Below are 25,812 nucleotides of genomic sequence, written 5' to 3' on the forward strand. Positions count from 1 at the left end.
CCGAGAACCAGTGCGCTGCGGGGTTTGGTGGACGCTTATTTCTGAAGGTTGCCGCTGGAATTCACGATGGAAAGATCTACACCACCCCAGCCGGTCCGCTGGTTGGCTGTGTAGTTGACAAAGACACCTCCCAGGTTGTATTCGCCCAGGTTGGACAAGGCTTGCAGCACGCCGGCGCGGGTCGGCGTCTTGCCCGCACGCCGGACGGCTTCCACAGCGATCTTGGCGCCCATATAGCCTTCGAGGCTTGAGAAAGACAGGGCCTCGCCCGGCGCGTACTTCTTCATGTCAGCTTGATATTCGGTGATGACGGGCTTGGAAGGAACAAAGGGGAAAGGCACCGCCTGGCTCAACACGATGCCGCGTGCCTTGTCCTTGCCGACGGCATTGACCAGGCCGTCGTGCAGCAGCACCGACAGGCCGTAGATCTGCACCGCCCCCCCGGGGACGTCGCGGACAGCCTTGACGAATTCAAATGCAGGCTTTCCCGCAGCCAGCAAAATAATGCCCTTGGGGCGGGTTTCCGTGATGGCGGCGGCAGCCGCGCGAACACTCGCATCCAGCTTGTCGGGTGCGGCGTCAAGCACCTGCTGCGTCACGATTTTGACGCCCTGCGGCCCGCTGAGCTGGGTCGTCAGCTGCGCCAGGGGTGGGCCGAAGGCGACGCTCATATTGACGATGGCCAGCGAGTCCTTGCCCCAGGTCTTGGCTTCCTTGAGCAGGCTGCCCACTTCATCCGCATAGCCGCTGCGCAGGGGAAACACATTGCTGGCGGAAACCACATTTTTATCGCCCTGCAGCGGCGCGATCAACGCGATGCCGTTCTTGCCCGGCAAGTCCTGCTTGGCGATTTCGGCAAGGCCAGCGCTGTTGAGAAAGCCCAACAGCCCCACCACCGCCGGATCGCCGATGAGTTGCTGGGTCAGCTCAAGCATCTTAGGGGCTTGCAGGCCGTCGTCGAGCGTGACCAGTTTGAGCTTGTTGCCCTGCAGGGTGCTGCCCGCATTGACTTTGTCGAAATAGGCCTGGATACCCGCTGCCATGCCTTTGGCGTTCGCCGCCGATGTCGGATTGGTCTGCGAAGCGACCTGCCCGAAGACAAGCTCGATGGCGTGGCTGGACATCGGCAGGGCCAGGATCACCAGCGCGGCCATGGTGGCCTTGAGATGGGTGCAATTGAGAGCCATGTTGTCTCCTTTATTACTTTAGCCAGTACACCATCAAAGAAAAGTAGTTCAAATGGGTTAAACCCCGAGATGTCGTACTACGCTGGCCGAACGCAAGCCTCAAGCAATAAGTTCGGTCGCCGAACTTGCTGTGAAGGTGATTCAGACCCCCAGGTATTGGTGAACGATTTCTGGTTGCCCGCGCAATTCATCCGAGCTGCCTTGCCAGACCACACGGCCTTTTTCAATCACAAAGTGCCGGTCGGCCAGGCCCATGAGCGCTTTCACGTTTTTATCGATGACGATCTGCGACAAACCCTCCTTCTTCAGGTCAGCAAGGGCACGCCAGATTTCGTTTCGAATCACGGGGGCCAGGCCCTCTGTGGCTTCGTCGAGCACCAGCAGCCGCGGGTTGGTCATCAGCGCGCGGCCGATGGCCAGCATCTGCTGCTCGCCCCCCGACAACTGTGATCCCAGATTAGCGCGGCGCTCTTTCAGCCGTGGGAAAAAGGCATAGACACGGCGCAGATCCCAGGGCTTTCCATGGCTTGTTTTGTCGTCGCGAGCAGTCGCCACCAGGTTTTCCTCGACCGTCAGATTGGGAAACACTTGCCGGCCTTCGGGCACCAGGGCCAGGCCCTGGCGCGCGATGCGGTGCGAAGGTAAATGGTCTACACGAGCGCCAGCCAGCGACACGCTGCCGGAGACCACGGGCAGCATGCCGAACAAACATTTGACGGTGCTGGAGCGGCCCATGCCGTTGCGCCCCAGCAGGGTGACCACCTCACCCGGGCCGACGTCGAACGAGATGTCAAACAGCGCCTGCGCGTGGCCGTAGGAAGCCTGCAGGCCTTGGACGGATAAAAATGGCGTCATGGTTTTTTCCTTGCCCGCTTCATGCTTCGGCTTCTTCGCCGAGGTAGACCGCCCGCACTTCCGGGTGATGGCGGATTTCCTCAGGCGTGCCGGTGAACAAAACCTTGCCGTAGACCAGCACGCTGATGCGGTCTGCCAGCGCAAACACCGCATCCATGTCGTGTTCGACCAGCAGTATGGTGTACCGGCGTTTGAGCCGCTGCAGCAGCGCGATGACGGCGGCGGATTCCTGAACACTCATGCCGGCCATGGGTTCGTCCAGTAGCAGGAACTTCGGCCCGGCGGCCAGGCTCATGGCCAGCTCCAGTTGCCTGCGCTCACCGTAACCCAGGTCGCCGGCCGCCACGTCGCATCGATGCGCGAGGCCGGTGGCTGCCAGCGCTTCTTCGGCGAACTTGAGTGCATCCTTATCCGCCAGCATCGGCATCCAGAACTTGAAGGCATGCTGGCGTGAGCCAAGCGCGGCGAACGTGGCGTTCTCCAGCACGCTGAAGTCCTCAAAGATCGAGGTGATCTGGTACGAGCGCAACAGACCACGCCTGGCGCGTTCATGAATCGGCAAGGCGGACACATCCGCACCCTTGAACCAGACGCGGCCGCTGTTCGGCGCCAGCTCGCCTGACAGCTGGTTGATCAGCGTGGTCTTGCCGGCGCCGTTGGGGCCGATGATGGCGTGCAGTTCTCCCTCGCCGATGTCGAGCGACACCGCGTCGGTGACCAGCAGCGCGCCGTAGCGTTTGGTGAGTGATTCAGTGCGAAGTACGCTGGCCATTACAGGGCTCCTTGCGCGGCATCCGTCGCCGCGGCGACCGGTGGAGCGGCTTTGGGGGCCGGCTTTTCACGGGAATCAAAGTGCTGCAGCAGCCCGATGATGCCGCGGTTTCCCAAGAGCGTGACAATGACGATGAAGGGGCCGAAGATGACCATCCAGTGTTCGGTCAATCCTTTCAGGATTTCTTCCAGGCCGAGGAAAACCAGCGCGCCCAGCAGGGGGCCGAACACCGTGCCCAGGCCGCCGATCACCACGATGACGATCAGCTCGCCCGAGACCGACCAGGCCAGCGTGCTGGGCGAGGCAAAGGCGTTGAGGTTGGCCAGCAGCAGGCCGGCCACACCGCACAACATGCCCGACATCACATAGGCCAGCAACTGGTAGCGCAGCACCGGGATGCCGGCGGCATTGACGCGGCGTGCATTCTGTTTGGCTCCGCGGATCACCATGCCGAAGGGCGCGACGCGCAGCCTGGCCAGCCACCAGATCGACAGGACCAGGACCACGAAGGCCAGGGCGTAGACGTTGGTCGCGGACGACAGGTCGAGCGGGCCGAAACGGCTGGGCTGGGCGATAGACATTCCGTCATCGCCGCCATAGTTCTTCAAGCTCACGAACAGGAAGTAGCCCATCTGGGCGAAGGCCAGCGTGATCATGATGAAGGCGATCCCGGTGGTGCGCAGGCTGATGGCGCCCGTGACCAGCGCGACCAGGCCGCACACGCCCAGGCACAGCGCGAGGTGCATCCAGCCGTTGCCGATGCCATGAAAAGAGGCCAGGCCGACGGCATACCCTCCGAGCCCGAGAAACAGCGAATGGCCGAAGCTCACCAGTCCGCCGTAACCCAGCGCCATGTTCAGCGCGCAGGCGGCAATGGCGTAGATGATGATGCGCGCGAAGAAGGCGACATAAAACGGCTGGCTGGTGGCCTGCGCGACGAAGGGTACGGTCGCCAGCAACAGCAGGACCAGCAAGGGAACCCAGGCGCTGGGGCGTGAAAGAAGTGGGCTCATGGTTTTCACCTGTTGGCTGGAAAAAGGCCTTGCGGGCGCCAGGCCAGAACCACCGCCATCAGCAGGTAGACCAGCATGGAGGCCAGCGCCGGGCCGGCCGCGTCGGCGAGCGAGCGTTCGGTGACCTGCCGTAGCATGAAAGGTAAAAATGCGCGGCCCAGGGTGTCGACGATGCCGACAATCAGCGCGGCATAGAAGGCGCCTGTGACCGAGCCGATGCCGCCAATCACGATGACGACCAGTGTCGTGATGAGCACCGACTCGCCCATGCCGGACTGCACCGACAGGATGGGCCCGGCCATCGCGCCGGCAAGGCCCGCGAGCATGGCGCCGACCGCAAACAGCATGGCGTTAAGCAGGCGGATATTGACGCCGAGCGCGGCGACCATCGCGGGGTTCACCGCGCCGGCCCGGATCAGCATGCCCACGCGGGTCTTGTTGATCAGCAGCCAGGAACCCAGCGCCACCACCAGCCCGACGACGATGATGGCGAAGCGGTAGGCCGGGTAGCTGAAGCCGGCGACAGGGATGGCGCCGCTCAGGAACTCCGGCACTTGCAAAAATACCGGCTGCGGGCCCCAGATGATGCGCACCAGTTCATTGAAGAACAAGACCAGGCCGAAGGTGGCCAGCACATGGTCAAGATGGTCGCGCCGGTAAAGGCGCGCGACCGCGACGAACTCCAGCGCCAGGCCCAGCAGCAGCGAGCCCAGCATGGCCGCCAGCAAGGCCAGCCCGAAGGAGCCGGTGTGCTGGAAGGCCGTGGCCGCGAAGTAGGCACCCATCATGTACAGCGAGCCGTGCGCCAGGTTGACGAAGCTCATGATGCCGAAGACCAGCGTCAGGCCCGCCGCCAGCAGAAACAGCAGGACGCCGTACTGCAGGCCGTTGAGCAGCTGCGCGAAAACAATCGTGCCGTTCATGTCACTTCAGCGCGCACTGCGCATGGTAGGCATCGGCCTGCTTGGGCAAGGGGGTGGCGATGAGTTTTCCGACGACATTGCCGCCGCTCTTGACGGCTTCGAACGCATAGTAGTTCTGCACCGGCAGGTTGTTGTTGTTGAACGCGAATGTGCCGCGCACCGACTTGAACTCGCTGCCGGCCGCCTTGACTGCCGCGGCGAGTGCCTTGGCATCGCCGGCCTTGGCCTTGCCCAGGGCGATATTCAGGATGTTGGCCGCGTCGTAGGCCGTCGCCGCGTACGCGCTGGGCGTGCGTTTGTATTTGCGTTCGAAGTCGGCAACGAACTTTTTGTTCTCCGGCGTGTCAAGCGCCGCGTCCCACATCGCGCCGCTGATGCTGCCAAGGGCCGCATCGCGCAGGCCCGGCAGGGTGGTGCCATCGACGGTGAAGACGGAATACAGCGGCACTTTGGCCATCAGGCCGGCCTGGCTCATCTGCTTGATGAAGTTGACGCCCATGCCGCCCGGGTAGAACACAAACACCGCATCGGGTGCGGCAGCCTGCAGCTGCGCCAGTTCGGCGGAATAGTCAGGCTGGTTCACCTGCGTGTAAACCTCGTCCACGACCTGGCCCTTGAAGTAGCGCTTGAAGCCTGCCAGCATGTCTTTGCCGGCCTGGTAGTTGGGTGCCATCAGGTAGACCTTTTTCAGGCCCTTGTCCTGGGCCAGCTTGCCCATGGCTTCGGCCGCGCCGTCGTTCTGCCACGCGGCGGAAAACACATTGGCCTTGCAACCCGCGCCGGCCAGCGGCGATGGGCCGGCATTCGTGGCGATGGCCACGGTGCCTGACTCAACGATGCGCGGCAAGCTGGCCATCAGCACATTGGAAAAACTCAGGCCCACGATGGCATCGACCTTGTCCTTGTCGATGAATTTGCGCACGATCTGGCTGCCGATCTCAGGCTTGAGCTGGTCGTCTTCCTTCAGCACCGTGGCGGCCTGGCCGCCGAGCTTGCCGCCCAGTTGCTCGACCGCCAGCATGAAGCCGTCGACCTGGTCCTGGCCGACGATGGCCTGCGGGCCGGACAAGGGTGCCATCAAGCCGATGGTGGCGGCGGCGGTGAACTGGCTGGCGCCGGCCAATACGAGCCCGGCCGCGGCGGTCAGCGCGTTGCGGCGAAAAGGCGTCTTGAATGCTGTGTTCATGGTGTGTTGTCTCCTGTTTATCGGGTGATCGGGTGAAATGACGAAAGAGGTGAAAGGCTGCGGGTTCAGTCGGACATTTGCACAAAGACACGGCCGCCCTCGATGCGCACGGGGTAGCTGCGGACGTCCTGCGTGATCGGCGCGCAGGTGCCGCGGCCGTTGCGCACGTCGAACTTGCCCTGGTGCAGCGGGCATTCAATTTCATAGCCGTCAAGAAAGCCGTCGCACAGGCGGGCATGGCCGTGGGTGCAGATGTTGTCGGTGGCAAAAATGCTGCCCTCGACCTTGTAGAGGGCGATGTCGCGGCCGCCGACCTGCAGGCCGATCACGTCGTCTTCGGGAACGCCGGCTTCTTCGGTGGCGTCCAGCCAGTTGGAGTTGCTCATGATTTAGATGGGGTAAATGATGGAATTGGGGATCATTTCGCTGTCGTATACGCACAGCCGCGAAGCGAACTTCAGGCCTTCAGGCGTGCGCACGATCACGTCGATGTAGCGGCCGACGTTAAAGACCGTCGACTCTTGCGACAACTTGGTGCGAAAGACCGCGTAGTTGGCCTCCGACTCAAAGCGGTTGCGGCCGACCGCGCGAATCAGCGGCGCGCCGACAACGTGGCGCTGGTAGTAGGGGTCGTGGAACAAGGTCTCGCGGATGCCATAGACACGGTCTTTGAGCATGCCCTTGCTTTCAAACAGCAGGGTTGCCAGCGGAAAACCACGTTCATGGTTTTCCCGCGGGACCAGCTTGTAGAGGCAGTCCTCGGTGAAGAACTCGGGCCATAAATCCCAGTCGCCCGAATCGACCGCCTGGGCGTAATCGGCATACAGCTGCGCGACCTGCAGGTAATCTTCGAAATTGAGCTTGAGGGCGGCGCTCATACATCGGCCTCCATCACTTCGCGCCAGTACTGGTACATGCCGCGTATCAATGTCTCGGTGACCATGTGGTCGGTGTCCTCGACCGTGCGCCCGCCGAGTTCGGCCAGGGTGCGGTGGCAAGGCTTCTGCTCAAAACCCTGCTGCGAGAACTCAATCACCTCGCCGTCGTCGGCAGACACAAAGCCGGCCGGGCCGAACAGGTTGGCCTGGCGCAGCCGGCGCTGCGTCATCTCTTGCGTGTCGTCTTCAAAGCCAAAGTGCGTCCAGACGAAATCGAAGGAACCATGGCCGTCGGGCTGGATGTGGCGCGTCGACACGCTGTTGACCTGCTGCTGCAGGATGACGCTGGGAAACAGCGTCATCATCACCGCGGTCGGGCCGCCCCACCAGGGCTCGGGCACGATGTCAAGAAAGCGCGGATCGTTGAGTTCCATGCTCTCCTTGAAGCTGGACACCTGGGTGACCTGGTCCGCCTTGCCCGACCGGCCGCGCGTGGAGATCATCGCGGCATGGCGGTGGCGCGCATCCATTTTGAGTTCGGACTTGTTGTCGGCGCGCCAGAGGCCGAAGGTGACAAACCAGGTGTGCAGCAGCCCGGGGTGGTAGGGGTCCTTGATGTTCTCCTGCATCAGCTTCCAATTGCCCGGGATGCGCTGGCGGTTGTAGCCCAGGATCTTCAGCTTCCGGCCGTCAAAGAGACGGTCGAAATAGCCGAGGATCACCGGTCCGAGGAAGTCTTCAAGGGATTCGATGCCGTGGTCGAAGCTGGCAAATACCACGCCGCCGCGCGTGGCGACCTTCAGCTTGTTGAGGCCGTGGTCGGTGGTCTTGAAGTCTGCCGGCATACCTCCGTTGACCTTGCCGTCCTGCTTCACACCGCGCCGAAACGGCACGCCTTGCAGGTCGCCCTTCAAGGTGTAGCTCCACTGGTGATATGGGCAGACAAACTCCTTTTTGTTGCCATGGCGTTCGCGGCAGAACTGCATGCCGCGGTGGGCGCAAACGTTTTCGACAACACTGACGCCGCCGTCGGTGTCGCGCACCATGATCACCGAACGTTCCCCGATCACCGTGCGCTTGAAGTCGCCGGCGTTGGGGATCTCGGCGTCAAGGCCGACGTAGTTCCAGTGTTTGTTGTAAAAAAAGCGTTCAAGCTCTTTCTTGTGCTGGTCCGGGTCGGTGTACGCCATGAAGGGAATCCGGCTTGTGCCTTCGGATTCCCATTGGATCTTGACGGGAAAGGTGCCGGTGGATCCGGTCGTTGTTGGGGCGGTCGATGCGCTCATCGCTGTCTCCTTTTGCTTCGGTTAATCAGCGCCTGTGCTTCAGGCAGCCACCGTGACCGTGATGCCTGCCAGGCCCGCGATATCGCCTTGCATGACGTCGCCCGCCAGCACGGCGTTCACGCCTTCGGGCGTCCCGGTCATGATGATGTCGCCGGGCTCCAGCGTTTCATACTCGGAAAGGTAGGCGATGCATTCCGGGACCGACCAGATCAGCTTGGCGATGTCTGAGGATTGGCGGGCGTCGCCGTTGACGGTGACGCTGATGGCGCCTTGCGCGACATGGCCGCCGTCGGCCACGCGTGACAGCGCGCCGACGGGGGCCGACAGCGAGAAAGACTTGCCGAATTCCCACGGGCGGCCCTTATCGCGCGCTTCGAGCTGCAGGTCGCGGCGTGTCATGTCCAGCCCCACGCCGTAGCCGTAGACATGGTCCAGCGCATCAGCCAAGGCGATGTCGCGGCCGCCCTTGCCGATGGCGACGACGAGTTCGATTTCGTGGTGGAAGTTGTTCGTCTTCGGCGGATAAGGAATGCTGACCGGCGTCGATGCATCGACGGCCGCGTTGGCCGGTTTCATGAAAAAGAACGGCGGATCGCGATCAGGGTCCTTGCCCATCTCGCGCGCGTGCGCGGCGTAGTTGCGGCCCACGCAAAAGATCCGGTTGACGGGAAAGCGTTCGCGGATGCCTGTGACGGCGAGCGTGGGAATGGCAGCGGGTTCGATGGCGTAGTTCATGTGACGGTGTTTCGTTGAAAAGTTGAAATTTTTCAGGCGCGGTGTTCGCGCCACAGACCGAGTGCCTGCTGCACCGGGCGGTCTGAGTAGCTGAAGAGCACGGTATCGGGACCGGCGCGGAATTGGTGGCTATGCCAGGACGGCACCACCATCACGTCGTTTTCATCGAGGCGGACGGTCTTGCCTTCAATGCTCGCCTCGGCCTTGCCGCTGAGGCATACGTACACCGTGCCATCGGTGCAGCGGTAGGGCCGTGTCTCAAAGCCTGCTGGAAGCAGCTGGGAGAACGCCGCTATCGTCGGCATGGGTGAGCGGCCGGTGGCCGGGTTGACGTAACGCTGCTTGTGGCCGAAGTGCGCGTCAGGCTCGCTGCCTGCGGCGATGGATTTCAGCGATGCCAGCGTGCGCTCCCAGGGATAGACAAACACTTTGGTCGGCTCGGCAGGCTGCTGGTAAAAATCGACCGGCACCATGTTGGCGCCGTAGCGCGCCAGCGCATCGCCTTCCGGCCGAACGACGGCCTGGTAGTTGCTGTCGCTTTTCTCGGCGAATCCCGCATCGAGGAAGCGCACGATGGGAATGTCCAGTCCGTCGAGCCACACCACCGGCTGGTCACCCGGGTTGCCGTGGTCGTGCCAGGTCCAGGCCGGTGTGATGATGAAGTCACCGCGGCGCATCGTCGTGCGTTCGCCATCGACCGCCGTGTAGGCGCCTTCACCGTCCAGCACCAGCCGCAGCGCGGACTGGGTGTGGCGGTGCGCCGGTGCCACTTCCCCCGGCATGATGAGCTGCAGGCCGGCATACAGCGACTGTGTGATGCAGGATTGGCCGCGCAGCCCGGGGTTTTCCAGAATCAACACGCGGCGTTCCGCCTCAGCCGCGCTGATCAGCGTGCCCGCTTCCATGACCCGTTGGCGCACGTCGGCGTATTTCCACAGATGCGCGACCGCCGGCGACTTCGGCGAGTGCGGCACCAGCGCGCCCAGCACTTCCCATAAGGGTGTCATGTTGTCGACGCCGATGCGGTCGTAATAGGCTTTGCGGCTCAGCTGGGAATCAAGGCCGGTATTTCTGCTGTTCATGGGGGTTCCTGTTGATCGGTCTGTTCGGTCTGGTCGCTCAAGTGCCGCTGGCATAAAACGCGTCGGCATAGATTTGTTCGGGCAGCACGCCCATCTGGCGCACCAGCAGGCTGGTGGCCTCCACCATGGGGGGCGCGCCGCAGAGATAGGCGCGGAAGCCGTCAAGGCTCGGCCAGTCCTGGGCAATGGCTTCGGTGACCAGGCCGGTGCGGCAGCCGGGCGCCTGGCCGGACGCAAGCACGAGGTGCACCTTCAGTTGCGGATGCTGGCGCCGGAGCTCGGCCAGCCACTCGCGGCCATAGACGTCGCGTTCGGAGCGCACCCCGAAATACAGGTGGATGCTGTTGCGCATGCCTTCGGCAATGACGCCGCGGATGATGGACAGAATCGGCGCCAGGCCTGTGCCGCCGGCCACGCAGAGCATCGGCCCCTCATGCTTGCGGCGCAGGTAGGCTGAACCCAGCGGACCGCTGACGCGCACCGCGTCGCCGACCTTCAGCGTATTGGCGATGTAGCCTGTGACGCGGCCCTCGGCGACCAGGCGCACGTGGAACTCCAGCTCGCCGTCGGCGCACAGGCCCGCCATGGAATAAGGCCGGCTGTGCTCGGGCGTGAACTGGAGCTGGGCGTACTGCCCCGGTGAAAACTCGATGGGCTTGGCCGGTTTCAGCCGCAGGCGTTTGATGTCGTGGGTCTGGTCTTCCACCGCCACGACGGTGGCCTTGACGATTTTTGCCGTATGGACAACGACCTCGTCGGGCTCGGGGATCTCGACAATGCAGGATTCCGTCAGAAAGGTCTGGCAGGCCAATACGTACTGGTCGCCAGCTGCCACCGGCCGCTGGGCTTCCCCGCCCGAGGCGAGCGCTTGCCCTTCGACGAGCTTGCAGCGGCAGGTGCCGCAACGCCCGGCCAGGCAGCTGTAGGACACCGGCACGTCGTTGGCGCGCAGGGCGTCCAGCAAGTTCACCCCTGCGCTAACGCTCAGCGTACGCTGGAGAGGGCGGACAAAAATTTCCATCGTGTTGATCTGGTGTGTCTCGTGGCAAGTCGCCTTGCCGCACGCTTTCTGCCGGATATCAGCGGTGGGGCTGCAATAAGGCGGTCATCGGCGGCAATGGGGTCATGATCAAAGACCCACCAAAATCAGTCAATACAATGGCGTTAATGTTCTATATCATTTAAATCAATATTCCGTACCACGAGGGGCCGCAGATGGAACTCAAGGAAATCGACCTGAACCTGCTGGTGATCTTTAACCAGCTGCTGACCGAAAGAAAAGTCTCCAAGGTGGCGGAGAACCTCGGCCTGGGACAGCCCGCCGTCAGCAACGCCCTGGCGCGGCTGCGCAAGCTGTTTGGGGATGAACTGTTTCTCCGCACATCCAGCGGCATGCAGCCCACGCCCTTTGCGGACCAATTGGCCGAATCGATAGGTTATGCGCTGGGCATGATCCACGGCGCGATCAACGTCAAGAATTCATTCGACCCCGCCAGCAGCAAGCGGAGTTTCACCGTCGGGATGACCGACATCGGCGAAATCTACTTTCTGCCTCTCTTGATGGAAAAGATCCAGAAAGTGGCGCCCGGGGTTTCCATCAGCACGGTGCGCAATACCACCGTCAACCTGAAAGACGCCATGGAGGCAGGGCACGTCGACCTGGCGATCGGGCTGTTACCCCAATTGAAGGCCGGATTTTTCCAGCAACGCCTGTTCTCTCAGCAATACGTTTGTGTGTTTCGCAAAAACCATGCACTGGACAAGCGAAAGATTTCCCCAGCGGATTTTTTTGCCAGCGATCACGTCGTGATTGCGTCCGCGGGAACCGGACACGGGAAGGTCGACGAAATCCTGGACAGCGGTTCACAAAAAAGACGTATACGCCTCACGGTTCCCCATTTCGTCGCGATTGGCCATATTCTTCAATCCACCGACATGGCGGCCACGGTTCCCGAGCGCCTGGCGGAAAAAATGGCGACGCCATTCAATCTCCGATACGTCAACCATCCCGTCAAGTTGCCGCAAATCGCCATCAATCTTTTCTGGCACGCCAAGTACCACAAGGACCCGGCAAATCAGTGGCTCAGATCGCTTGTCTTCGAGACGCATTCGGACCGCTGATCCGCTGGCCCCGGCTTGCCTGGCCGGCAGTGAAAGCGCGTGGCCGCCGAGGATGCGGTTTCCGGCGAGTTCAGAAGGAAAACCAGCCGCGACAGGCCGGGATTTACCGGCCCTGATACGCCTTCAGCGGGCCAGGTTGCGCAAGTGCCTGAATGGAGCGCTGCCACCAGCCCACGTCGTGCCAGGCGTTCAACTTGTAGCCGACCTTTCGGTAGATCCCGAGCGGCTCAAACCCCATCGATTCGTGGAGCGCCACACTCGCGGCGTTCGGAAGGGCAATACCGGCAAAGGCTTGTGCGTAACCCAATGTCTTCAGCTCCTCCAGCAGCGATTTGTAAAGCTGTTTACCAATGCCTTGGCCGCGGGCGTCACTGCGCACATAGGCTGTCACGTCCACGGACCACTGATAGGCGGCCCGTTCGCGATGCTTGCCGGCATAGACATAGCCGCTGACCCGGCCTGAAGCATCAAGACTCACCAGCCAGGGAAAGCGCTGCAGCGTGGTCGCTATGCGCGTCCCCATTTCATCAACCGTTGGCGGCTCCAGTTCGAATGAAATGGCTGTCTCGCGCACGATAGGGGCGTAGATCGCGGCAATGGCGGGGGCGTCATCTGTCGTGGCGGTACGGATATCCATGGTTAAACGCGCGTGGGAAAAGGAGTTGCCGAAGTTTTCTCGTCCGGTATTTTGGCAGGAGCAGCAGCGTTCCAAATGCACAGGCCCCAAGGGCTGCGGAGATTCACAAGGCACCCATTTTCCAGTGACCGAGGAAAACGGCAAAAACCCACCGACGTTCGGCGCAACGAGTCGACTGGCCGCTTTCGCTGCGAAACGGCTACCAGGTCGCAGATGCTCGACCTAACGAAGCCCTGCTGCATTGGCTCGTGCCAATGGCTTCACGTGAGCCCGCAAGTGACTACAGATCTTGTTCAGATCGCTTTCAGGGTCACGGTTACCACGCGACAAGACCAGATCGGTTTGCACCACCATGTCCTCAAAGCGCGGGTTAGAGGCAAGGTACGCCAGAATCAGCCTGGAGTAGCCGGTGTCTCCGTCGTATCGGCACTGCGTTACCTCTCCCATCGCGTTGTAACGAGGCCGGCTGTCGTTGACCAGCGCCTCCAGCGCCACGATGTCGTGGAGCCGGCCGAGCCATGCCGGGAACTCGCTCTGGAGTTGCGATAGGCATGCGGCCACTTTGGCTGGTGTTGCCAGTGTGCCAAGCGCATTCAAAGCGTCGGACAACTGGAGTACCGCCGTCTCCGTTGCGTGCAGGTCCGACGCCTGGTGCATGAATCCGTGCACATAGTTGTTGCAAACTTCGACGCGCGCGTCGAAGTGCATGGCACCTATCTCCGGCGTCGTTGAGTGGCGAAGGTACGCCTTGATCCGGTCTGCCGCAGTGGTCTTGACGAAAAGGTACGGGCGACCGGCGTCTTGAACATACCCTCCGGCTTCCAGCATATCCGCCGCCATGCGAACGATTTCGTTCAGCGTCGCATCGATATCCGCGAACTTCCTGTCGAGCCTCGTAAAGAGAAGCCCGTTTCGTTCACCGTGCCGAAACCCGCACACCTCTTCAGCGAGGGCGGCAGGAACGCTGAAGACGGCATCGTGGCCGTGCTCTGAACGCGCCTTAAGCGCGGCATGCCGCAAAGACGCTACAGCTTTCGGCGGAACGCCTTCGATACTGAGGTGATCGGCCCCCTCTGCCAAAACATGGGAGACCGTCCAGACCCGCGCTCCGTCGCGGCAAAGAAACGCCATCGAGGCGTTGGTATTGTCATCTTCGGTGCATCCGACGACGATGCAATTCAGAGAGAGGACTTTCATCAAGAGCGGATCGATCATCGGATGAAAGAACTCGTTGAACACGATGACATACGAGCCGTTCGCCAAGCGTGCGCCCGACATGGGCACAGTACCTGCCTGCACGCTCTGTGCGCTGTCTGTCAAACCAAGCTCGGAAAGAACGTCTGCGCCGGCCTTTGCTGCCACGCTGATCCAAGAAAATCGATAGCCCATTGCCACCTCCCGGCACCGCTGTTAGATGTGAGGCATTAGAGCACGATGCTTAGGAATAATGAGATCCGCGGCGCAGGCCACCGGGTGCGCCGAGTAGGTGTAGCCGTGCGGGAATTCGAGCATGTAGTCGGGCCCGCCGGCAGCCATGAAGGTGTCGTAGATCTCCTGCTTCGCCGCCACGGCGCCCAGCGGCTGGACGCCATTGGTGACCTGCTTGGCCAGGTCCTGCTTTATTCGGGACCGATAGCGGGATAGTCGATATAGCCTTCCGCGCCACCGGCATAGAACAGCTGCGGCCGTACTTCGTTGAGCGGCGCACCGGTTTTCAGCCGCGCGACCAGGTCCGGATTGGCAAGTGCCATCGCACCCAGGGATTCCATGTCGGCAAGGCTTGCGGCCACGTCCGAGCCGACCTGCTCGCGCTTGCGGCCTGGGCGGTTCACGATCAGCACCCCGCCGAAGCCCTTGCGGATGTCCGCCAGGAGGGCGTCGTTGCCCGCATGGAGGACGTGCAGGTAAGCGATGCCCATTTTGTCGAACTCCGCCGCGAGGTAGCGGTAAAGATCATCATTGTCCCGCCCCTCGGCGATACCGCCCGCGGGGAATCCCGGCGATACGCGGATGGCGGTTTTCTCGGGGCCGATGGCATCGGCGATCGCGCGTGCCACTTCGATGGCAAAGCGCGCGCGGTTTTCCATGGAGCCGCCGTACTCATCGGAGCGCTGATTCGCATTGGGAGCCAGGAACTGGTGTACCAGATAGCCGTTCGCGCCATGTATTTCCACGCCGTCCGCGCCCGCTTCGACGGCCCGCGCGGCGGCATGTGCGAAGTCGGCCACGGTTTGTCTGACTTCGGCGGTTGTCAGCTCGCGCGGTTCGGGAATGGCCTGCATGCCCTTGATCGTGAACATGTCGACGCCGGGCGCGATGGCCGATGGCGCGACAGCTTGCCGATGATGCGGCGTGTTCTCGGGATGCGAGATACGCCCCACGTGCATCAGCTGCACGAACAGGCGCCCGCCGGCGGTATGGACGGCATCCGCGACCTTGTGCCAGCCGGCGACATGCGCGTCGGTGTAGATGCCGGGCGTGGCGAGATAGCCCTGCCCGTCGTCGGAGGGCTGCGTGCCCTCGGTGATCAGCAGGCCCATGGTCGCGCGCTGGGCGTAATACTCCGGCGCCAGATCGCTGGGCGTTCCGTCGGGCTTCGCCCGGCTGCGGGTCATCGGCGCCATGGCAAGCCGATGCGGCAGTTGCAGCTTGCCGACCTTGATGGGGGACCAGACATCATTCATTTCATATCTCCTGGGATACATGGGTTAAAAAAAAGGGGGTGCCCGCTCTCGGAGCGGGACGTTGGGGTGCGATTCGTGGGGTGCGTTTCGGCATCGGCGCTGGAGGCCTTTTGAAGCGCCGGTTCAGTCGGAAAACCTCACCACGGTCTTGCCGCGTTGTGGATGCGTCCGGTTGCGTTCAATCGCCGCGGCCAGCTCGTCCAGGCGCACGACAGCGCTGACCTCGGACTGCAAGCGGCCGTGCACCACGTCATCGGCGATGGCTTGCAAGCGCGCGGTATCCGGCGTGTTCTGGAACCAGAGGCCGCGGCGGCCCACCGGCGTGTTTGCCGCAATGTCGGGTGATGCGGTACTGACGATGGTGCCGTTTTCGGCAAGCACGGCCCATGAGCGGCTCAGCACGTCGCCGCCGGTGTAGTCGAGCACGAGGTCGATATCGCTCACGAGGTTTTCAAACTGTTCCTTGTCGTAGGCGATGACATGGTCCGCGCCAAGACCGCGGACATAGCCGCTGTGGCTGTCCCGGGCGGTGGCGTACACCACGGCGCCTGCCTGGTGCGCGTACTGCACCGCGAATCCGCCCAGGCCGCCGGCCGCGCCCTGGATCAGGATGCGCTGCCCGGAGCGGATTTCGCCGGCGAGGTGCAGGCTTTTCCATGCGGCCACCGAAGCCAGGGGCAAGGCGGCGGCTTGCACGAAGTCCAGCGCGTCGGGCACCGGGCTCAAATTGGCCTCGTTCACCGCGACCAGGTCGGCGTAGGCGCCCAGGCCTCCGAGCGGGCCCATGACCCGATCGCCTGTGCGCAACCGGGTAACGCCCGCGCCCACCGCTTCAACGACGCCAGCGAGCTCTATGCCCAGGATGGTTGGCAATTGCAGCGGGAAAGCGTCGCGGACATAGCCCTCGCGCAGCTTCCAGTCGAGCCCGTTGACGCCGGCGGCGTGGACGCGGACCAGCACCTGGCCCGCCCCCGCTACTGGCGGCGCGACCGGCGAAACCTTGAGAGAGTCGGGGCCGCCGTATTCCGTCAGTACCAATGCACGAATGTCATTCATGAGAAACACCTTTGAGGTTTTGTTGCGTAGGACTCAACAATAGGGTGTTTCACATTAGATTCAAAGACTATAAAATTGAGATTACTTGTATCAATATTGAGACGCTATGGATTTGAATGCCCTTGGGGACTTTCAACTGGTCGCCACCCACGGCGGTTTTGGAAAGGCCAGCCGCGCCAGCGGCCGGTCCAAGGCCACCTTGTCACGGCGTGTCGCCGATCTTGAGGAAGCATTGGGTATCCGGCTGATCGAGCGAGGCACCCGGCGCCTGGAGCTGACGGAAGCCGGCCAGCTGTTGCTGAGCAGAACGGAGGGACCGATGCACGAGGTCGCCGAGGCGGTCACCGCGACGCGAGACAGCCTCGCAACGCCGCGAGGCCGCCTGCGTGTCGCGGCACCGCTGCTATTTTCGCAAGTGGCGCTCGGGCGGATTGCCGCGCGGTTCCTGGCGAGCTATCCGGACGTGCAGATCGAAGCCGTGGCGGAGGATAGGCTCGTCAATCTCGTCGACGAGCATTTTGACGTGGCCATCCGCATCAACCCCTCCAGGGACAGCGCCCTGGTCGGCAGGTGTTTTGCGAAAGACCGGATGGTGCTTGCCGCCGCGCCCTCCGTTCAGATGCCGACGGGGCGTAAAGACACGCCTTTTCGCGTTCCGGCAGTCGTGACGCCCAGCTATCGCGACGGCGATGTCTGGTCCGTCAACAACGGTCAGTTCACCATCGAGCCGCACCCTGTTCTGCGCCTGTCTTCGCTTCTGATGGTGCGCGACGCCATCGCCGGCGGCGCAGGGGCGGCCATGATGCCGCAATCCATCATTGGAGACCTGCTTGAAAAGGGCGCACTCGTGTCATGGGGCATTGCCGGCGACGAAGTGGAACTTTGGGTTCTGCACACTTCCCGTCGTTTGCAGAGTCCCAAAGTTCGGGCCTTCGTGGAATTCATGTGCGCCCAGTACCCCAGTGGCTCGTTTGCCGTTCAAACCTGACTTTGCCTCCCACGGCCTCCAGCCCGAGGGATTCATCCCGGAATTGGTTCCGGGTCAGCTTGCCAGCGCGAGGCTCGCCACCTGGACAAACCAGCTGATGCCCAGCGGCAGCACCTCGTCGTTGAAGTCATAGCTGGGGTGGTGCAATGACGGGCTGTCTTCGCGCCGCGAGCCCGCGCCCTGGCCCAGCCAGAGGTAGGCGCCGGGCCGGGCCTGGAGCATGAAGGCAAAGTCCTCGGAGGTGAAGGCCGCCGACGGCGCCATCGAGGCCTTCAGCCCCGCGGCTTCGGCGGCGCGCAGGGCCAGCGCCGCTTCTTGCGGCGTGTTCACGGTGGCGGGGTAGTAGCGCACATACTCCACCTCGATTGCGGTGCCTGTCGCCTGGGCCACGCCTTGCGCGATCTGCCGGATGGCCGCTTCTATGGTGTCCTGCACGTCCGCATCAAAACTGCGCACCGTGCCTGTGAGTTCGACCGCCGAGGGCAGCACGTTGTGCGACTGGCCGCCGCTGATGCGTGTGACCGAGAGCACCGCGTTCTCGGTGGGCGGAATGCGGCGCGACGTGATGGTGTGCAGCTGCGAGACCAGCTCGCTCGCGGCGAGCACCGCATCGGGCGTGCGGTGCGGCTGGGCCGCATGGCCGCCGCGGCCCCGGACCACGATGTCGAAGCGGTCGGCCGCGGCCATGATGGCGCCCGGCCGCGTCTGGGCCGTGCCGGCGGGCAGCTCCGGCCAGTTGTGCAGGGCATAGACCGCGTCGCAGGGGAAGCGCTTGAAGAGCCCTTCCTGGACCATCACGCGTGCGCCCCCCCGGCCTTCCTCGGCCGGCTGGAAGATGAAGTTGACGGTTCCGTTGAAACGGCGCGTGCGCGCCAGCTGGCGTGCCGCGCCCAGCAGCATGGCGGTGTGCCCGTCGTGGCCGCAACCGTGGTGGACGCCGGGGAAGCGGCTGACATAAGGCTTCTGGCCTTGCTCGAGGATGGGCAGCGCATCCATGTCGGCGCGCAGGCCCACGCTGCGCCCCGCGGTGCCGGCGCGCAGCACGCCGACGACACCGGTGCCGCCCAGGCCTTCATGCACCTCCAGCCCCAGCTCGCGCAGGGCCGAGGCGACGATGCCGGCTGTGCGGTGCTCCTTGAAGGCGAGTTCCGGATGCGCGTGCAGGTCACGCCGCAGCGCGACCAGCTCGGGCAGCAGGTCCGCAATCTCCCCGGTCATTGGAAGGCCTGGCGTGCCGCCCGCGGCTGGCTGGCGGCCGTGAGGTACTGCCCGGGCGTCATGCCGAACTCGGTCTTGAAATGCCGCGAGAGATGGCTTTGGTCGTAGAAGCCCGCCTCGCTGGCCGCGCTGGCGACCGGCATGCCCTGCCGCATCAGGGCTTGCGCGCGCGCCAGGCGCAGCCGGCAGATGTAGCGATGCGGGGACACACCGACTTGCTGGCGGAACACGGTGGCAAAGCGCCAGATGCTGAGCCCGGCGAGACCGGCCAGCTCCGACAGCGCCAGCGCCTGGTTGAGGTTCTCATGGATGTGCCGCTGCACACGCTGGATCGCTGCGGCCGAGCGGGCAGGCGCCGGGATGCGGGGAGGAGGGTTCATGCTGCAAGCGTAGGCCGGGCCCGCCGGAGATGGCACCGGAAACGGGCGCCGGCGCAGCAGCAAATGTCGAATCAGGTCGGGCTGCAGCAAAAGCTGCGGCCCCGCAGCCGCTCAGCCCGCTCAGGCGTGGGGCTGCATCAGCTGCTCGATGGGGTAGTAGTTCTTGACGAAGGGTGTCTTGATGACGATGTAGCTGAAGTACTTTTCGATGCCGATATTGGCCTCCAGCAGGCCCTCGACGATCTCCTGGTAGTGGTTCACGCCGCGCGTGACGAACTTCAGCAGGTAGTCGTAGCCGCCGCTGACCAGGTGGCATTCCACGATCTCGTCGATGGGGCGTATGCTCATCTCGAACTTGACGAAGTCCTCGCGCTTGTGGTCCTGCAGCGTGACTTCGGTGAACACCAGCAGCGTGTCGCCCAGTTTCTCGAGCCGGATCTGTGCGCCGTAGCCGGCGATATAACCGGCCTGCTCCAGCCGCTTCACGCGCACCAGGCAAGGGCTGGGCGAGAGGCCGACGGCGTCGGCGATTTCGACGTTCGAGGCGCGCCCGTTCTTTTGCAGGTGGCACAGGATGCGCAGGTCAAGGCGGTCGAGTTTGGGGTTGCCGGTGGAGGTGTTCATCGTTACCCCATTTAAGCAAGTTCCACGCCCAAGTCAATCAGGTCAAGCCAGTGCGCGCCGCACGTCGGGCTGCTCGAGCACGCTGTCCAGCGTGCGGTTCAGCCGCTCGAACATCTGCTCGAACTCCGAGGGCGTGAAGCACAGGGCCGGCGCAAAACCCAGGATGCTGTCGCCGAAAGCGCGGAAGATGAGGCCGTTCTCGTAAGCCGCTTTCGCGATGCGGTCGGGCAGTTGCAGGGCGGGGTCGAAGCCGGCCTTGGTGTATTTGTCGCTCACCAGTTCGAGCGCGCCCAGCAGCCCGCGCGAGCGCGCGTCGCCCACCAGCGGATGGCGCAGCATGGACCGCAAGCCGGCCTCGAAGTGGGGCGCGACGCGCTGGCCGTTGGCGAGGATGCCGCCTTCTTCATACAGCCGTATGACTTCCAGCGCCACCGCGGCGCTCACCGGGTGCGCGGAATAGGTGGCGCCGTGGCCCACCAGGGCGCCGGCCGGCGTGCCGTCGGCAATGCCGGCGTACACGCGCCCGGACATGAGCAGCGCGCCCATGGGCGCATAACCGGAGGTCAGCCCCTTGGCGACCGTCATCAGGTCCGGCGACACGCCCTCGGCTTCGCAGGCGAACATCGGGCCGGTGCGGCCGAAGCCGGTGATCACCTCGTCGGCCACGAACAGGATGTCCAGCTCGCGGCAGGCCTGGTGCATGGCCTTGAGCCAGCCCGCGGGCGGCACGATCACGCCGCCCGAGCCCTGGATAGGTTCGCAGAAGAAGGCCGCGACGTTTTCCGCGCCCAGCGTGTTCACCTTCTCGCGCAGCGCGGCCACCGAAGCCGCGATCACCGCCTGCGGATCACTGCCCACCGGGCTGCGGTAGGGGTAAGGCGAGGGGATGTAATGTTGTTCAGGGCGCGGCAGGTCGAACCCCCGGTGGAAGGCCGGCAATGCCGTCAGGCCCGCGCCGGTGGAGGAGGAGCCGTGGTAGCCGCGTTCCAGCGCGATGAAGTGCTTCTTGCGAGGCCGGCCGGTGGCGTTGTAGTACTGCACGATGAGGCGCACCGCCGCATCAATGGCCTCGGAGCCGCCCAGTGTGAGGTACACATGCTCCAGCCCGGGCGGCGCGATCTCCACCAGCTTGGCGGCCAGGCGTATGGCCGGCTCGCTCGCGTAGCCGAAATAAGCCGTCGCGTAGGGCAGCTCGCGCATCTGGCGCGCGGCGGCTTCCACCACGCTTTCGTGGCCGTAGCCGATGTTCACGCACCACAGGCCCGCGAAGGCATCGAGCAGTTCGCGGCCGTCGGCGTCGCGCAGCCAGGCGCCTTTGCCGGAGCGCAGCACCGTGGCGCCGCGTTGCTCGTGGCCGCGCCAGTTGGCCACGGGGTGGATCAGGTGCGCCCGGTCGAGCGCCACCAGCGAAGAATTGAGGGAAAGGGTTTTGGTGGACATCATGGGCACAAGCTTAGGCGCGAGTGCGCAGCGGGTGCTGCGGCTTGTCCCCTTGCGCGCGCACGACCATGCTGTTGTTTGCGGGCCTACGGTAGAAGATTCTGCGGGCCTGGGGCCCCTGGAGGCCCTAGTACCCGCGCAAGCGGTCCACCACGCCTTCAAGCGGCAGGCCGAAGGCGTATCGCCGCAGGTTGTCCAGCAGCGCTTCGCCCGCGGTCTCCGCCTGGGTCGCGCTGGCGATGTGGGGCGTGAGCCAGATGCGCGGATGCGTCCAGAACGGATGGCCCTGCGCCGGCGGTTCCGGCTCGCAGACATCCAGGACGGCGGCCGAGAGCCGCCCGCTTTCCAGCGCGGTGAGCAGCTCCGCTTCCACCAGGTGGCCGCCGCGCGCGGCGTTGACCAGGCAAGCGCCTTCGGGCAACGCGTCGAACACGCGCCGGCCCAGGATGCCGCGTGTTTCGGGCGTGAGCGGCAGCAGGCACACCAGGATGTCGGTGCGGGCCAGGAACTCGCCCAGCTCCGCTTCGCCGCTGTAGCAGCGCACGCCCGGCTCATTGCGGCGCGAGCGGTTCCAGCCCGCGCAGTCAAAGCCGAGCAGCCGCAACTGCGCCAGGGCCGCGCGCCCCAGCATGCCCATGCCCATCACGCCCACGCGCCGCGTGGAGGCCGGCCGCACGGGTTGATCCTTCCATTGGCCGCTGCGTTGCTGTTGCAGGTACAGCGGCATCTCCCGGTGCAGCGACAGCACGGCCCAGCTGATGTATTCGCACATGCAGGCCGTCAGGCCCGGCTCCACCATACGCACGACGGTCAGCCCGGGCGGCAATGCAGAGAAGTCGAACTGGTCCACGCCGGCCCCTACGGAGAACAGGATCTCCAGCTTGGGAAGGGTTTCGGCGATGCGCGGCGGGGGCTCCCAGGCCGCGAGAAAACGCACCTGCGCCGGGTCTTCGATTTCCGGCCAGGTCCAGAACGGCAGCTGCGGCATTTTGCGGGCGAACTGCCCGGCCCACACCGCCCCGCGCTGCGCGGGGCCTTTATATAAAAAAGCCATGTCAGTTTTCCATGATGCCGCGCACGGTTCGCGACGCGTGAGAGCCAATGTTCAATACAAGTGCCCGCGCGGAACCGGCTTTGCCGGGCCGCAGGGGGCGTCCCCTGAGGGGGGAGCAGGCTACACGAAGTGAGCCTGAACGGGGGTGGGCCATTCCTAGCCCATGGCTTGACTGACCAGCGCCCAGCCGCCCACGGCCGGCCCACGCTCCAGCGGCCCGCCGCGCACCATGGTCGTGACCGTGTCCACGCGAGGCAGGCCCTGTGCCTCCAGCCATTCAGGCAGCCCGCTGGCGGCGTCGACGTCGATGCGCAGGAACCGGCCGGCATAGTGGCTGCACCAGTGGCCTATGAGTGCCTGCGCCCCCGCAAGATCGGGTGCCACCACGGGGCCGATGGCGTGGCCGCGCCCGAAGCGCCGCACGACGGAAAAGCCGACCGCTTCGCCCCCGCTTGCCAGCACCACCGCCTCGCCGTCGGCCAGCAGTTTGCGCAGCATCGCCTCACGCGGCATGCCGGCGCTTCGCGCATCGAGCGCGGCCAGTGTCTTCGCGTCGTTGCGGCCCAGCGGGCGCAGCCGCATGCCTTGCGGCAGGGCTACCAGCTGGGCCGGGGCCGCCAGGCCCTGGTGCTGCCGGACCTCGCCCGTGATCGCAAAGCCCATGCGTTCGTACAGGCCGCGGCCTTCGGGCGTGGCGTGCAACAGCACGGTGCGCCCGTCCAGCCCGGCCATCACCGCGTGCATGAGGTGCTGGCCCACGCGCTGCCCCTGCATGCGCGGCGCCACCACCACCAGGCCCACCGTCGCGTGCTGTTTGCCCCACTGCCAGTGCACAGCCGTGCCCACCAGTTCACCGTCGCGCACCGCGGCCACGCCCTGGCCGTGCGCTACGGCGAACTGCCAGTCTTCCAGCCGGTGCGGCCACTGGAACTCGCGCGACAGCGCCTGCGCGGCTTCAAGGTCATTCGTCGTCAGGCGCCGTAACGACACCCCGTCGGGCAGGGCGCGGCCCACCGCCGCAAGTGCGGCCTGTGGATCAAATATGTGGTCGGACATAGGGCTTTCCTTCAAAACTTCCGCTCGTCAATACATCGATACATCGATCGCGGTTTGGGGGTGATGATGCTTGGCGGGGTGATTTGAGGCTTGTACGATCTTGGCGCCCGCCGCCGCCGCCCGCAGAACGGCACAAAGCGCCTCGTGCCCGCCGCAGTCCGGATGAATACTTTGCGCGTACCGCGCAGAACCGCAACAACTGCGGCGAAGGCTGCCTACGATTGCTTCCTGTATTGAAGCGATTGAATCGATTGAACCACCACTTTCATCACGTCACCACACCACCCACGAGGCAAACCATGATCTTCCGGCCCAAGTACATCACTTTCGACTGCTACGGCACGCTCACCTACTTTCGCATGCACGAAGTGGCCCACGGCATCGTCGGCGACCAGTTGCCCGCCGAGCGCATGCAGCAATTCATCAAGGACTTCAGCGCTTACCGGCTCGACGAGGTGATGGGCGACTGGAAGCCTTACGACCAGGTGCTCAAGTCTGCCTGGCAGCGCGTGTGCAAGCGCCACGGCGTTCCCTACCGCGACGAAGACGGCCAGAAGTTCTACGACGCCGTGCCCACCTGGGGCCCGCACACCGACGTGCCTTTCTCGCTCACGCGCGTGGGCCAGAAGATCCCGCTGGTGATCCTGTCCAACGCGATGAACGAGCAGATCCATTCCAACGTGCGCAAGCTCGAGGCGCCCTTTCACAAGGTGTACACCGCCCAGGATGCCGGCGCCTACAAGCCGCGCCTGAAAGCCTTCGAGTACATGCTCGACCAGCTGGGCTGCTCGCCCGACGACATCCTGCACGTGTCCTCCAGCCCGCGCTACGACCTGATGCCCGCCCATGACCTGGGCATCAAGAACAAGGTCTTCGTCAACCGCGGCCACGAACCCAAGCCCAGCGAGCTCTACAGCCACGCCGAGATCCGCGACATCAACGGCCTGCCCGCGCTGGTCGGCCTGTGACCTGAAAGGAAAAGACACCGTGAGCAACCTGACTTTCTTCAAGCTGGATGACCTGGGCGAGGGCCGCGAGAGCCTGCCGGTGCCCGAGAAGCTTTTGGCGGGTGACCCGCGCTTCACCAACTGGGACGTGGACCAGTCGCCCGACGGCAAGCTGCGCACCGGCGTGTGGCAGACCACGCCCGGAACGCTGCGCTCCATCAAGGGCGGCGTCTGGGAGTTCTGCTACATCCTGTCGGGCGTCTCGGAGCTGGTCGAGGACGGCGGCAAAACGTACCGCGTGCAGGCCGGTGACGCCTTCGTGATGAAACCGGACTGGGTCGGCGTGTGGCGTTGCATCGAGACCACGCGCAAAATCTGGACCATTTACGGCAGCGCATGAAGCTCGAATCCTTCTGGACCGATACCACCGCGCCCTTCGAGGGCCGCAGTGACGAGCTGCCCGCCAAGGCCGACGTGGTGGTTGTGGGCGGCGGCTTCACCGGCCTGTCGGCGGCCCGCAGGCTGGCCATGCGCGGCGCCCGCGTGGTGGTGCTGGAGGCATCGGTGGTAGCCGCGGAGGCCTCGGGCCGCAACGGCGGCCATGTGAACAACGGCCTGGCCGTGGACTATGCCACCGTCGCCGCGCGCGTCGGCGTCGAACGCGCCGCCGCCTGGTACCGTGCCTACGACGACGCGGTGGACACCGTGGAGCGCATCGTGCGCGAAGAGGAGATTGCCTGCGATTTTCACCGCCGCGGCAAGCTCAAGATCGCCGGGCGGCCTGCCCATTACGAGGCGCTGGCGCGCGGCTTCGAGCGCCTGCGCCGCGAAGCGGATTCCGAGGTCGAACTGGTGCCGCCGCAGCGCATCCACGAAGAGGTCGCTTGCGACCGGTTCGCCGGCGGCCTGCTGTTCAAGAAAAGCGCGCAGATGCATATGGGCCAGTTCGGCCGGGGCCTGGCGGAAGCAGCAGCCCGGCGCGGCGCGCTGATCTATGACCACGCGCCGGTGCAAAAGCTGCAGCGCCTGCACGGCCATGCCTACCGCGTGCACACGCCGCGCGGCACCGTGGACGCCGACCAGGTGCTGGTGGCCACCGGCGCCACGCGCCATGGCGCGTTCTCCAGCTTCTCTTACTGGCGGCGCCGCATTGTGCCCATCGGCAGCTTCATCATCGTGACCGAGCAGCTCGATCCCGCCATGGTGAAAGCGCTATTACCGCAGCGCCGCACCTACACCACTACCGACACGCTGCACAACTACTTTCGCCTCACGCCGGACAACCGCCTGGTGTTCGGCGGGCGCGCGCGCTTTGCGCTGTCCAGCCCGCGCTCCGACGCCAAGAGCGGCCAGGTGCTGCGCGAGCAGATGGTGGCGATGTTCCCGCAACTGCGCGACGTGCGCATCGCCTACTGCTGGGGCGGCATTGTCGACATGACGCAGGACCGCCTGCCCCACGCCGGTGAAACCGAGGGCCTCTATTACTCCATGGGCTACAGCGGCCATGGCACGCAGATGTCGGTGCACATGGGCGAGTGCATGGCCCGCGTGATGGCCGGCGACCTGGCGGCCAACCCCTGGCGCGACAACCCCTGGCCCGCCATCCCGGGCCATTTCGGCACCCCCTGGTTCCTGCCCGCCGTGGGGCTGTACTACACGATCAAAAACAAGTTCGCCTGAAAAGGCCCCA

At 64.3% G+C, this 25,812-nt stretch carries 27 protein-coding genes and 1 pseudogene; 5 read left to right on the plus strand and 23 right to left on the minus strand.

Annotated elements, in window-relative coordinates; translation table 11 throughout:
* Positions 1 to 35: 35 nt before the first annotated feature.
* The 12 genes from BLQ85_RS19995 to BLQ85_RS20050 all read right to left on the minus strand — a co-directional run bounded on the left by BLQ85_RS19995 (position 36) and on the right by BLQ85_RS20050 (position 10,938).
* Positions 36 to 1,187 (minus strand): ABC transporter substrate-binding protein, encoded by a 1,152-nt coding sequence (locus BLQ85_RS19995; protein ID WP_074579641.1) that lies wholly within the window; start codon positions 1,185 to 1,187, stop codon positions 36 to 38.
* Between the two features lie 141 nt (positions 1,188 to 1,328).
* Positions 1,329 to 2,042, minus strand: a complete 714-nt coding sequence (locus BLQ85_RS20000) for an ABC transporter ATP-binding protein (protein WP_074579643.1) — start codon at positions 2,040 to 2,042, stop codon at positions 1,329 to 1,331.
* A gap of 19 nt (positions 2,043 to 2,061) precedes the next feature.
* On the minus strand, positions 2,062 to 2,814 hold the full coding sequence (locus BLQ85_RS20005; protein WP_074579645.1) for an ABC transporter ATP-binding protein: 753 nt from the start codon (positions 2,812 to 2,814) through the stop codon (positions 2,062 to 2,064).
* Positions 2,814 to 3,827: a branched-chain amino acid ABC transporter permease gene (locus BLQ85_RS20010; protein ID WP_074579754.1), complete on the minus strand. Its 1,014-nt coding sequence runs from the start codon at positions 3,825 to 3,827 to the stop codon at positions 2,814 to 2,816. Before BLQ85_RS20010 ends, BLQ85_RS20005 begins: the two co-directional genes overlap by 1 nt.
* Positions 3,828 to 3,832: 5 nt before the next feature.
* The gene (locus BLQ85_RS20015; protein WP_074579647.1) at positions 3,833 to 4,750 is read right to left on the minus strand and encodes a branched-chain amino acid ABC transporter permease; all 918 of its coding nucleotides are present in this window, start codon (positions 4,748 to 4,750) and stop codon (positions 3,833 to 3,835) included.
* Between the two features lies 1 nt (position 4,751).
* Positions 4,752 to 5,936, minus strand: a complete 1,185-nt coding sequence (locus tag BLQ85_RS20020; RefSeq protein WP_074579649.1) for an ABC transporter substrate-binding protein — start codon at positions 5,934 to 5,936, stop codon at positions 4,752 to 4,754.
* A gap of 65 nt (positions 5,937 to 6,001) precedes the next feature.
* Positions 6,002 to 6,322 carry a non-heme iron oxygenase ferredoxin subunit gene (locus BLQ85_RS20025; RefSeq protein ID WP_074579651.1) on the minus strand — a complete coding sequence of 107 codons (321 nt, stop codon included), beginning with the start codon at positions 6,320 to 6,322 and terminating at the stop codon, positions 6,002 to 6,004.
* Between the two features lie 3 nt (positions 6,323 to 6,325).
* Positions 6,326 to 6,814 carry an aromatic-ring-hydroxylating dioxygenase subunit beta gene (locus tag BLQ85_RS20030; RefSeq protein ID WP_074579653.1) on the minus strand — a complete coding sequence of 163 codons (489 nt, stop codon included), beginning with the start codon at positions 6,812 to 6,814 and terminating at the stop codon, positions 6,326 to 6,328.
* Complete coding sequence (locus BLQ85_RS20035) at positions 6,811 to 8,100, minus strand: aromatic ring-hydroxylating dioxygenase subunit alpha (RefSeq protein WP_074579655.1); 1,290 nt, start codon at positions 8,098 to 8,100, stop codon at positions 6,811 to 6,813. The genes BLQ85_RS20030 and BLQ85_RS20035 overlap by 4 nt, the downstream gene beginning before the upstream one ends.
* A 39-nt stretch (positions 8,101 to 8,139) precedes the next feature.
* A complete protein-coding gene (locus BLQ85_RS20040; RefSeq protein WP_074579656.1) occupies positions 8,140 to 8,835 on the minus strand; it encodes a fumarylacetoacetate hydrolase family protein in 696 nt (231 codons plus the stop codon).
* 32 nt (positions 8,836 to 8,867) lie between these two features.
* Positions 8,868 to 9,917: a gentisate 1,2-dioxygenase gene (gene gtdA, locus BLQ85_RS20045; RefSeq protein WP_074579659.1), complete on the minus strand. Its 1,050-nt coding sequence runs from the start codon at positions 9,915 to 9,917 to the stop codon at positions 8,868 to 8,870.
* 37 nt (positions 9,918 to 9,954) lie between these two features.
* Positions 9,955 to 10,938, minus strand: a complete 984-nt coding sequence (locus tag BLQ85_RS20050) for a 2Fe-2S iron-sulfur cluster-binding protein (RefSeq protein ID WP_074579661.1) — start codon at positions 10,936 to 10,938, stop codon at positions 9,955 to 9,957.
* Positions 10,939 to 11,132: 194 nt separating this feature from the next.
* On the opposite strand from BLQ85_RS20050, the gene BLQ85_RS20055 reads away from it, so the two are divergent.
* Positions 11,133 to 12,038, plus strand: a complete 906-nt coding sequence (locus BLQ85_RS20055) for a LysR family transcriptional regulator (protein WP_074579663.1) — start codon at positions 11,133 to 11,135, stop codon at positions 12,036 to 12,038.
* 103 nt (positions 12,039 to 12,141) lie between these two features.
* Here the strand turns inward: BLQ85_RS20055 and BLQ85_RS20060 are convergent, their stop codons facing one another.
* The 5 genes and pseudogenes from BLQ85_RS20060 to BLQ85_RS20075 form a co-directional block, all read right to left on the minus strand.
* Positions 12,142 to 12,675 carry an arsinothricin resistance N-acetyltransferase ArsN1 family B gene (locus tag BLQ85_RS20060; RefSeq protein WP_074579665.1) on the minus strand — a complete coding sequence of 178 codons (534 nt, stop codon included), beginning with the start codon at positions 12,673 to 12,675 and terminating at the stop codon, positions 12,142 to 12,144.
* Positions 12,676 to 12,897: 222 nt separating this feature from the next.
* Positions 12,898 to 14,064, minus strand: coding sequence for a hypothetical protein (locus tag BLQ85_RS20065; RefSeq protein WP_139201070.1), 1,167 nt, complete (start codon positions 14,062 to 14,064; stop codon positions 12,898 to 12,900).
* A gap of 27 nt (positions 14,065 to 14,091) precedes the next feature.
* Positions 14,092 to 14,289 (minus strand): annotated as a pseudogene (locus tag BLQ85_RS24400) (aspartate aminotransferase family protein); the annotation flags it as partial.
* Positions 14,290 to 14,294: 5 nt separating this feature from the next.
* A complete protein-coding gene (locus BLQ85_RS20070) occupies positions 14,295 to 15,359 on the minus strand; it encodes an alkene reductase (RefSeq protein ID WP_074579669.1) in 1,065 nt (354 codons plus the stop codon).
* A gap of 123 nt (positions 15,360 to 15,482) precedes the next feature.
* Positions 15,483 to 16,415 (minus strand): NADP-dependent oxidoreductase, encoded by a 933-nt coding sequence (locus BLQ85_RS20075; RefSeq protein ID WP_074579671.1) that lies wholly within the window; start codon positions 16,413 to 16,415, stop codon positions 15,483 to 15,485.
* Between the two features lie 106 nt (positions 16,416 to 16,521).
* Here BLQ85_RS20075 and BLQ85_RS20080 point away from each other — a divergent pair, with 106 nt between their 5' ends.
* Positions 16,522 to 17,403 (plus strand): LysR family transcriptional regulator, encoded by an 882-nt coding sequence (locus BLQ85_RS20080; protein WP_074579673.1) that lies wholly within the window; start codon positions 16,522 to 16,524, stop codon positions 17,401 to 17,403.
* Between the two features lie 54 nt (positions 17,404 to 17,457).
* Here the strand turns inward: BLQ85_RS20080 and BLQ85_RS20085 are convergent, their stop codons facing one another.
* From BLQ85_RS20085 to BLQ85_RS20110, 6 genes are all read right to left on the minus strand, one after another.
* Complete coding sequence (locus BLQ85_RS20085) at positions 17,458 to 18,621, minus strand: M20 aminoacylase family protein (RefSeq protein ID WP_074579675.1); 1,164 nt, start codon at positions 18,619 to 18,621, stop codon at positions 17,458 to 17,460.
* On the minus strand, positions 18,618 to 19,001 hold the full coding sequence (locus tag BLQ85_RS20090) for a helix-turn-helix domain-containing protein (protein WP_074579677.1): 384 nt from the start codon (positions 18,999 to 19,001) through the stop codon (positions 18,618 to 18,620). Before BLQ85_RS20090 ends, BLQ85_RS20085 begins: the two co-directional genes overlap by 4 nt.
* A gap of 120 nt (positions 19,002 to 19,121) precedes the next feature.
* A complete protein-coding gene (locus BLQ85_RS20095; protein ID WP_074579680.1) occupies positions 19,122 to 19,625 on the minus strand; it encodes an Lrp/AsnC family transcriptional regulator in 504 nt (167 codons plus the stop codon).
* A gap of 42 nt (positions 19,626 to 19,667) precedes the next feature.
* The gene (locus BLQ85_RS20100) at positions 19,668 to 21,068 is read right to left on the minus strand and encodes an aspartate aminotransferase family protein (RefSeq protein WP_074579682.1); all 1,401 of its coding nucleotides are present in this window, start codon (positions 21,066 to 21,068) and stop codon (positions 19,668 to 19,670) included.
* Positions 21,069 to 21,192: 124 nt separating this feature from the next.
* Complete coding sequence (locus tag BLQ85_RS20105; protein WP_074579684.1) at positions 21,193 to 22,119, minus strand: 2-hydroxyacid dehydrogenase; 927 nt, start codon at positions 22,117 to 22,119, stop codon at positions 21,193 to 21,195.
* Positions 22,120 to 22,275: 156 nt separating this feature from the next.
* Complete coding sequence (locus BLQ85_RS20110) at positions 22,276 to 23,175, minus strand: GNAT family N-acetyltransferase (protein WP_074579686.1); 900 nt, start codon at positions 23,173 to 23,175, stop codon at positions 22,276 to 22,278.
* A gap of 299 nt (positions 23,176 to 23,474) precedes the next feature.
* On the opposite strand from BLQ85_RS20110, the gene BLQ85_RS20115 reads away from it, so the two are divergent.
* Genes BLQ85_RS20115 through BLQ85_RS20125 form a run of 3 tightly spaced genes read left to right on the plus strand, consistent with a single transcriptional unit; the run spans position 23,475 to position 25,802 of the window.
* Positions 23,475 to 24,143: a haloacid dehalogenase type II gene (locus BLQ85_RS20115; protein ID WP_074579687.1), complete on the plus strand. Its 669-nt coding sequence runs from the start codon at positions 23,475 to 23,477 to the stop codon at positions 24,141 to 24,143.
* Positions 24,144 to 24,162: 19 nt separating this feature from the next.
* A complete protein-coding gene (locus BLQ85_RS20120) occupies positions 24,163 to 24,522 on the plus strand; it encodes a cupin domain-containing protein (protein ID WP_074579689.1) in 360 nt (119 codons plus the stop codon).
* Entirely contained in the window at positions 24,519 to 25,802 is a 1,284-nt protein-coding gene (locus BLQ85_RS20125) for an NAD(P)/FAD-dependent oxidoreductase (RefSeq protein WP_074579690.1), read from the plus strand. The genes BLQ85_RS20120 and BLQ85_RS20125 overlap by 4 nt, the downstream gene beginning before the upstream one ends.
* The last annotated feature ends 10 nt before the right edge of the window (positions 25,803 to 25,812 follow it).

Source organism: Polaromonas sp. JS666, from assembly GCF_900103405.1.
Lineage (GTDB): Bacteria > Pseudomonadota > Gammaproteobacteria > Burkholderiales > Burkholderiaceae_C > Polaromonas.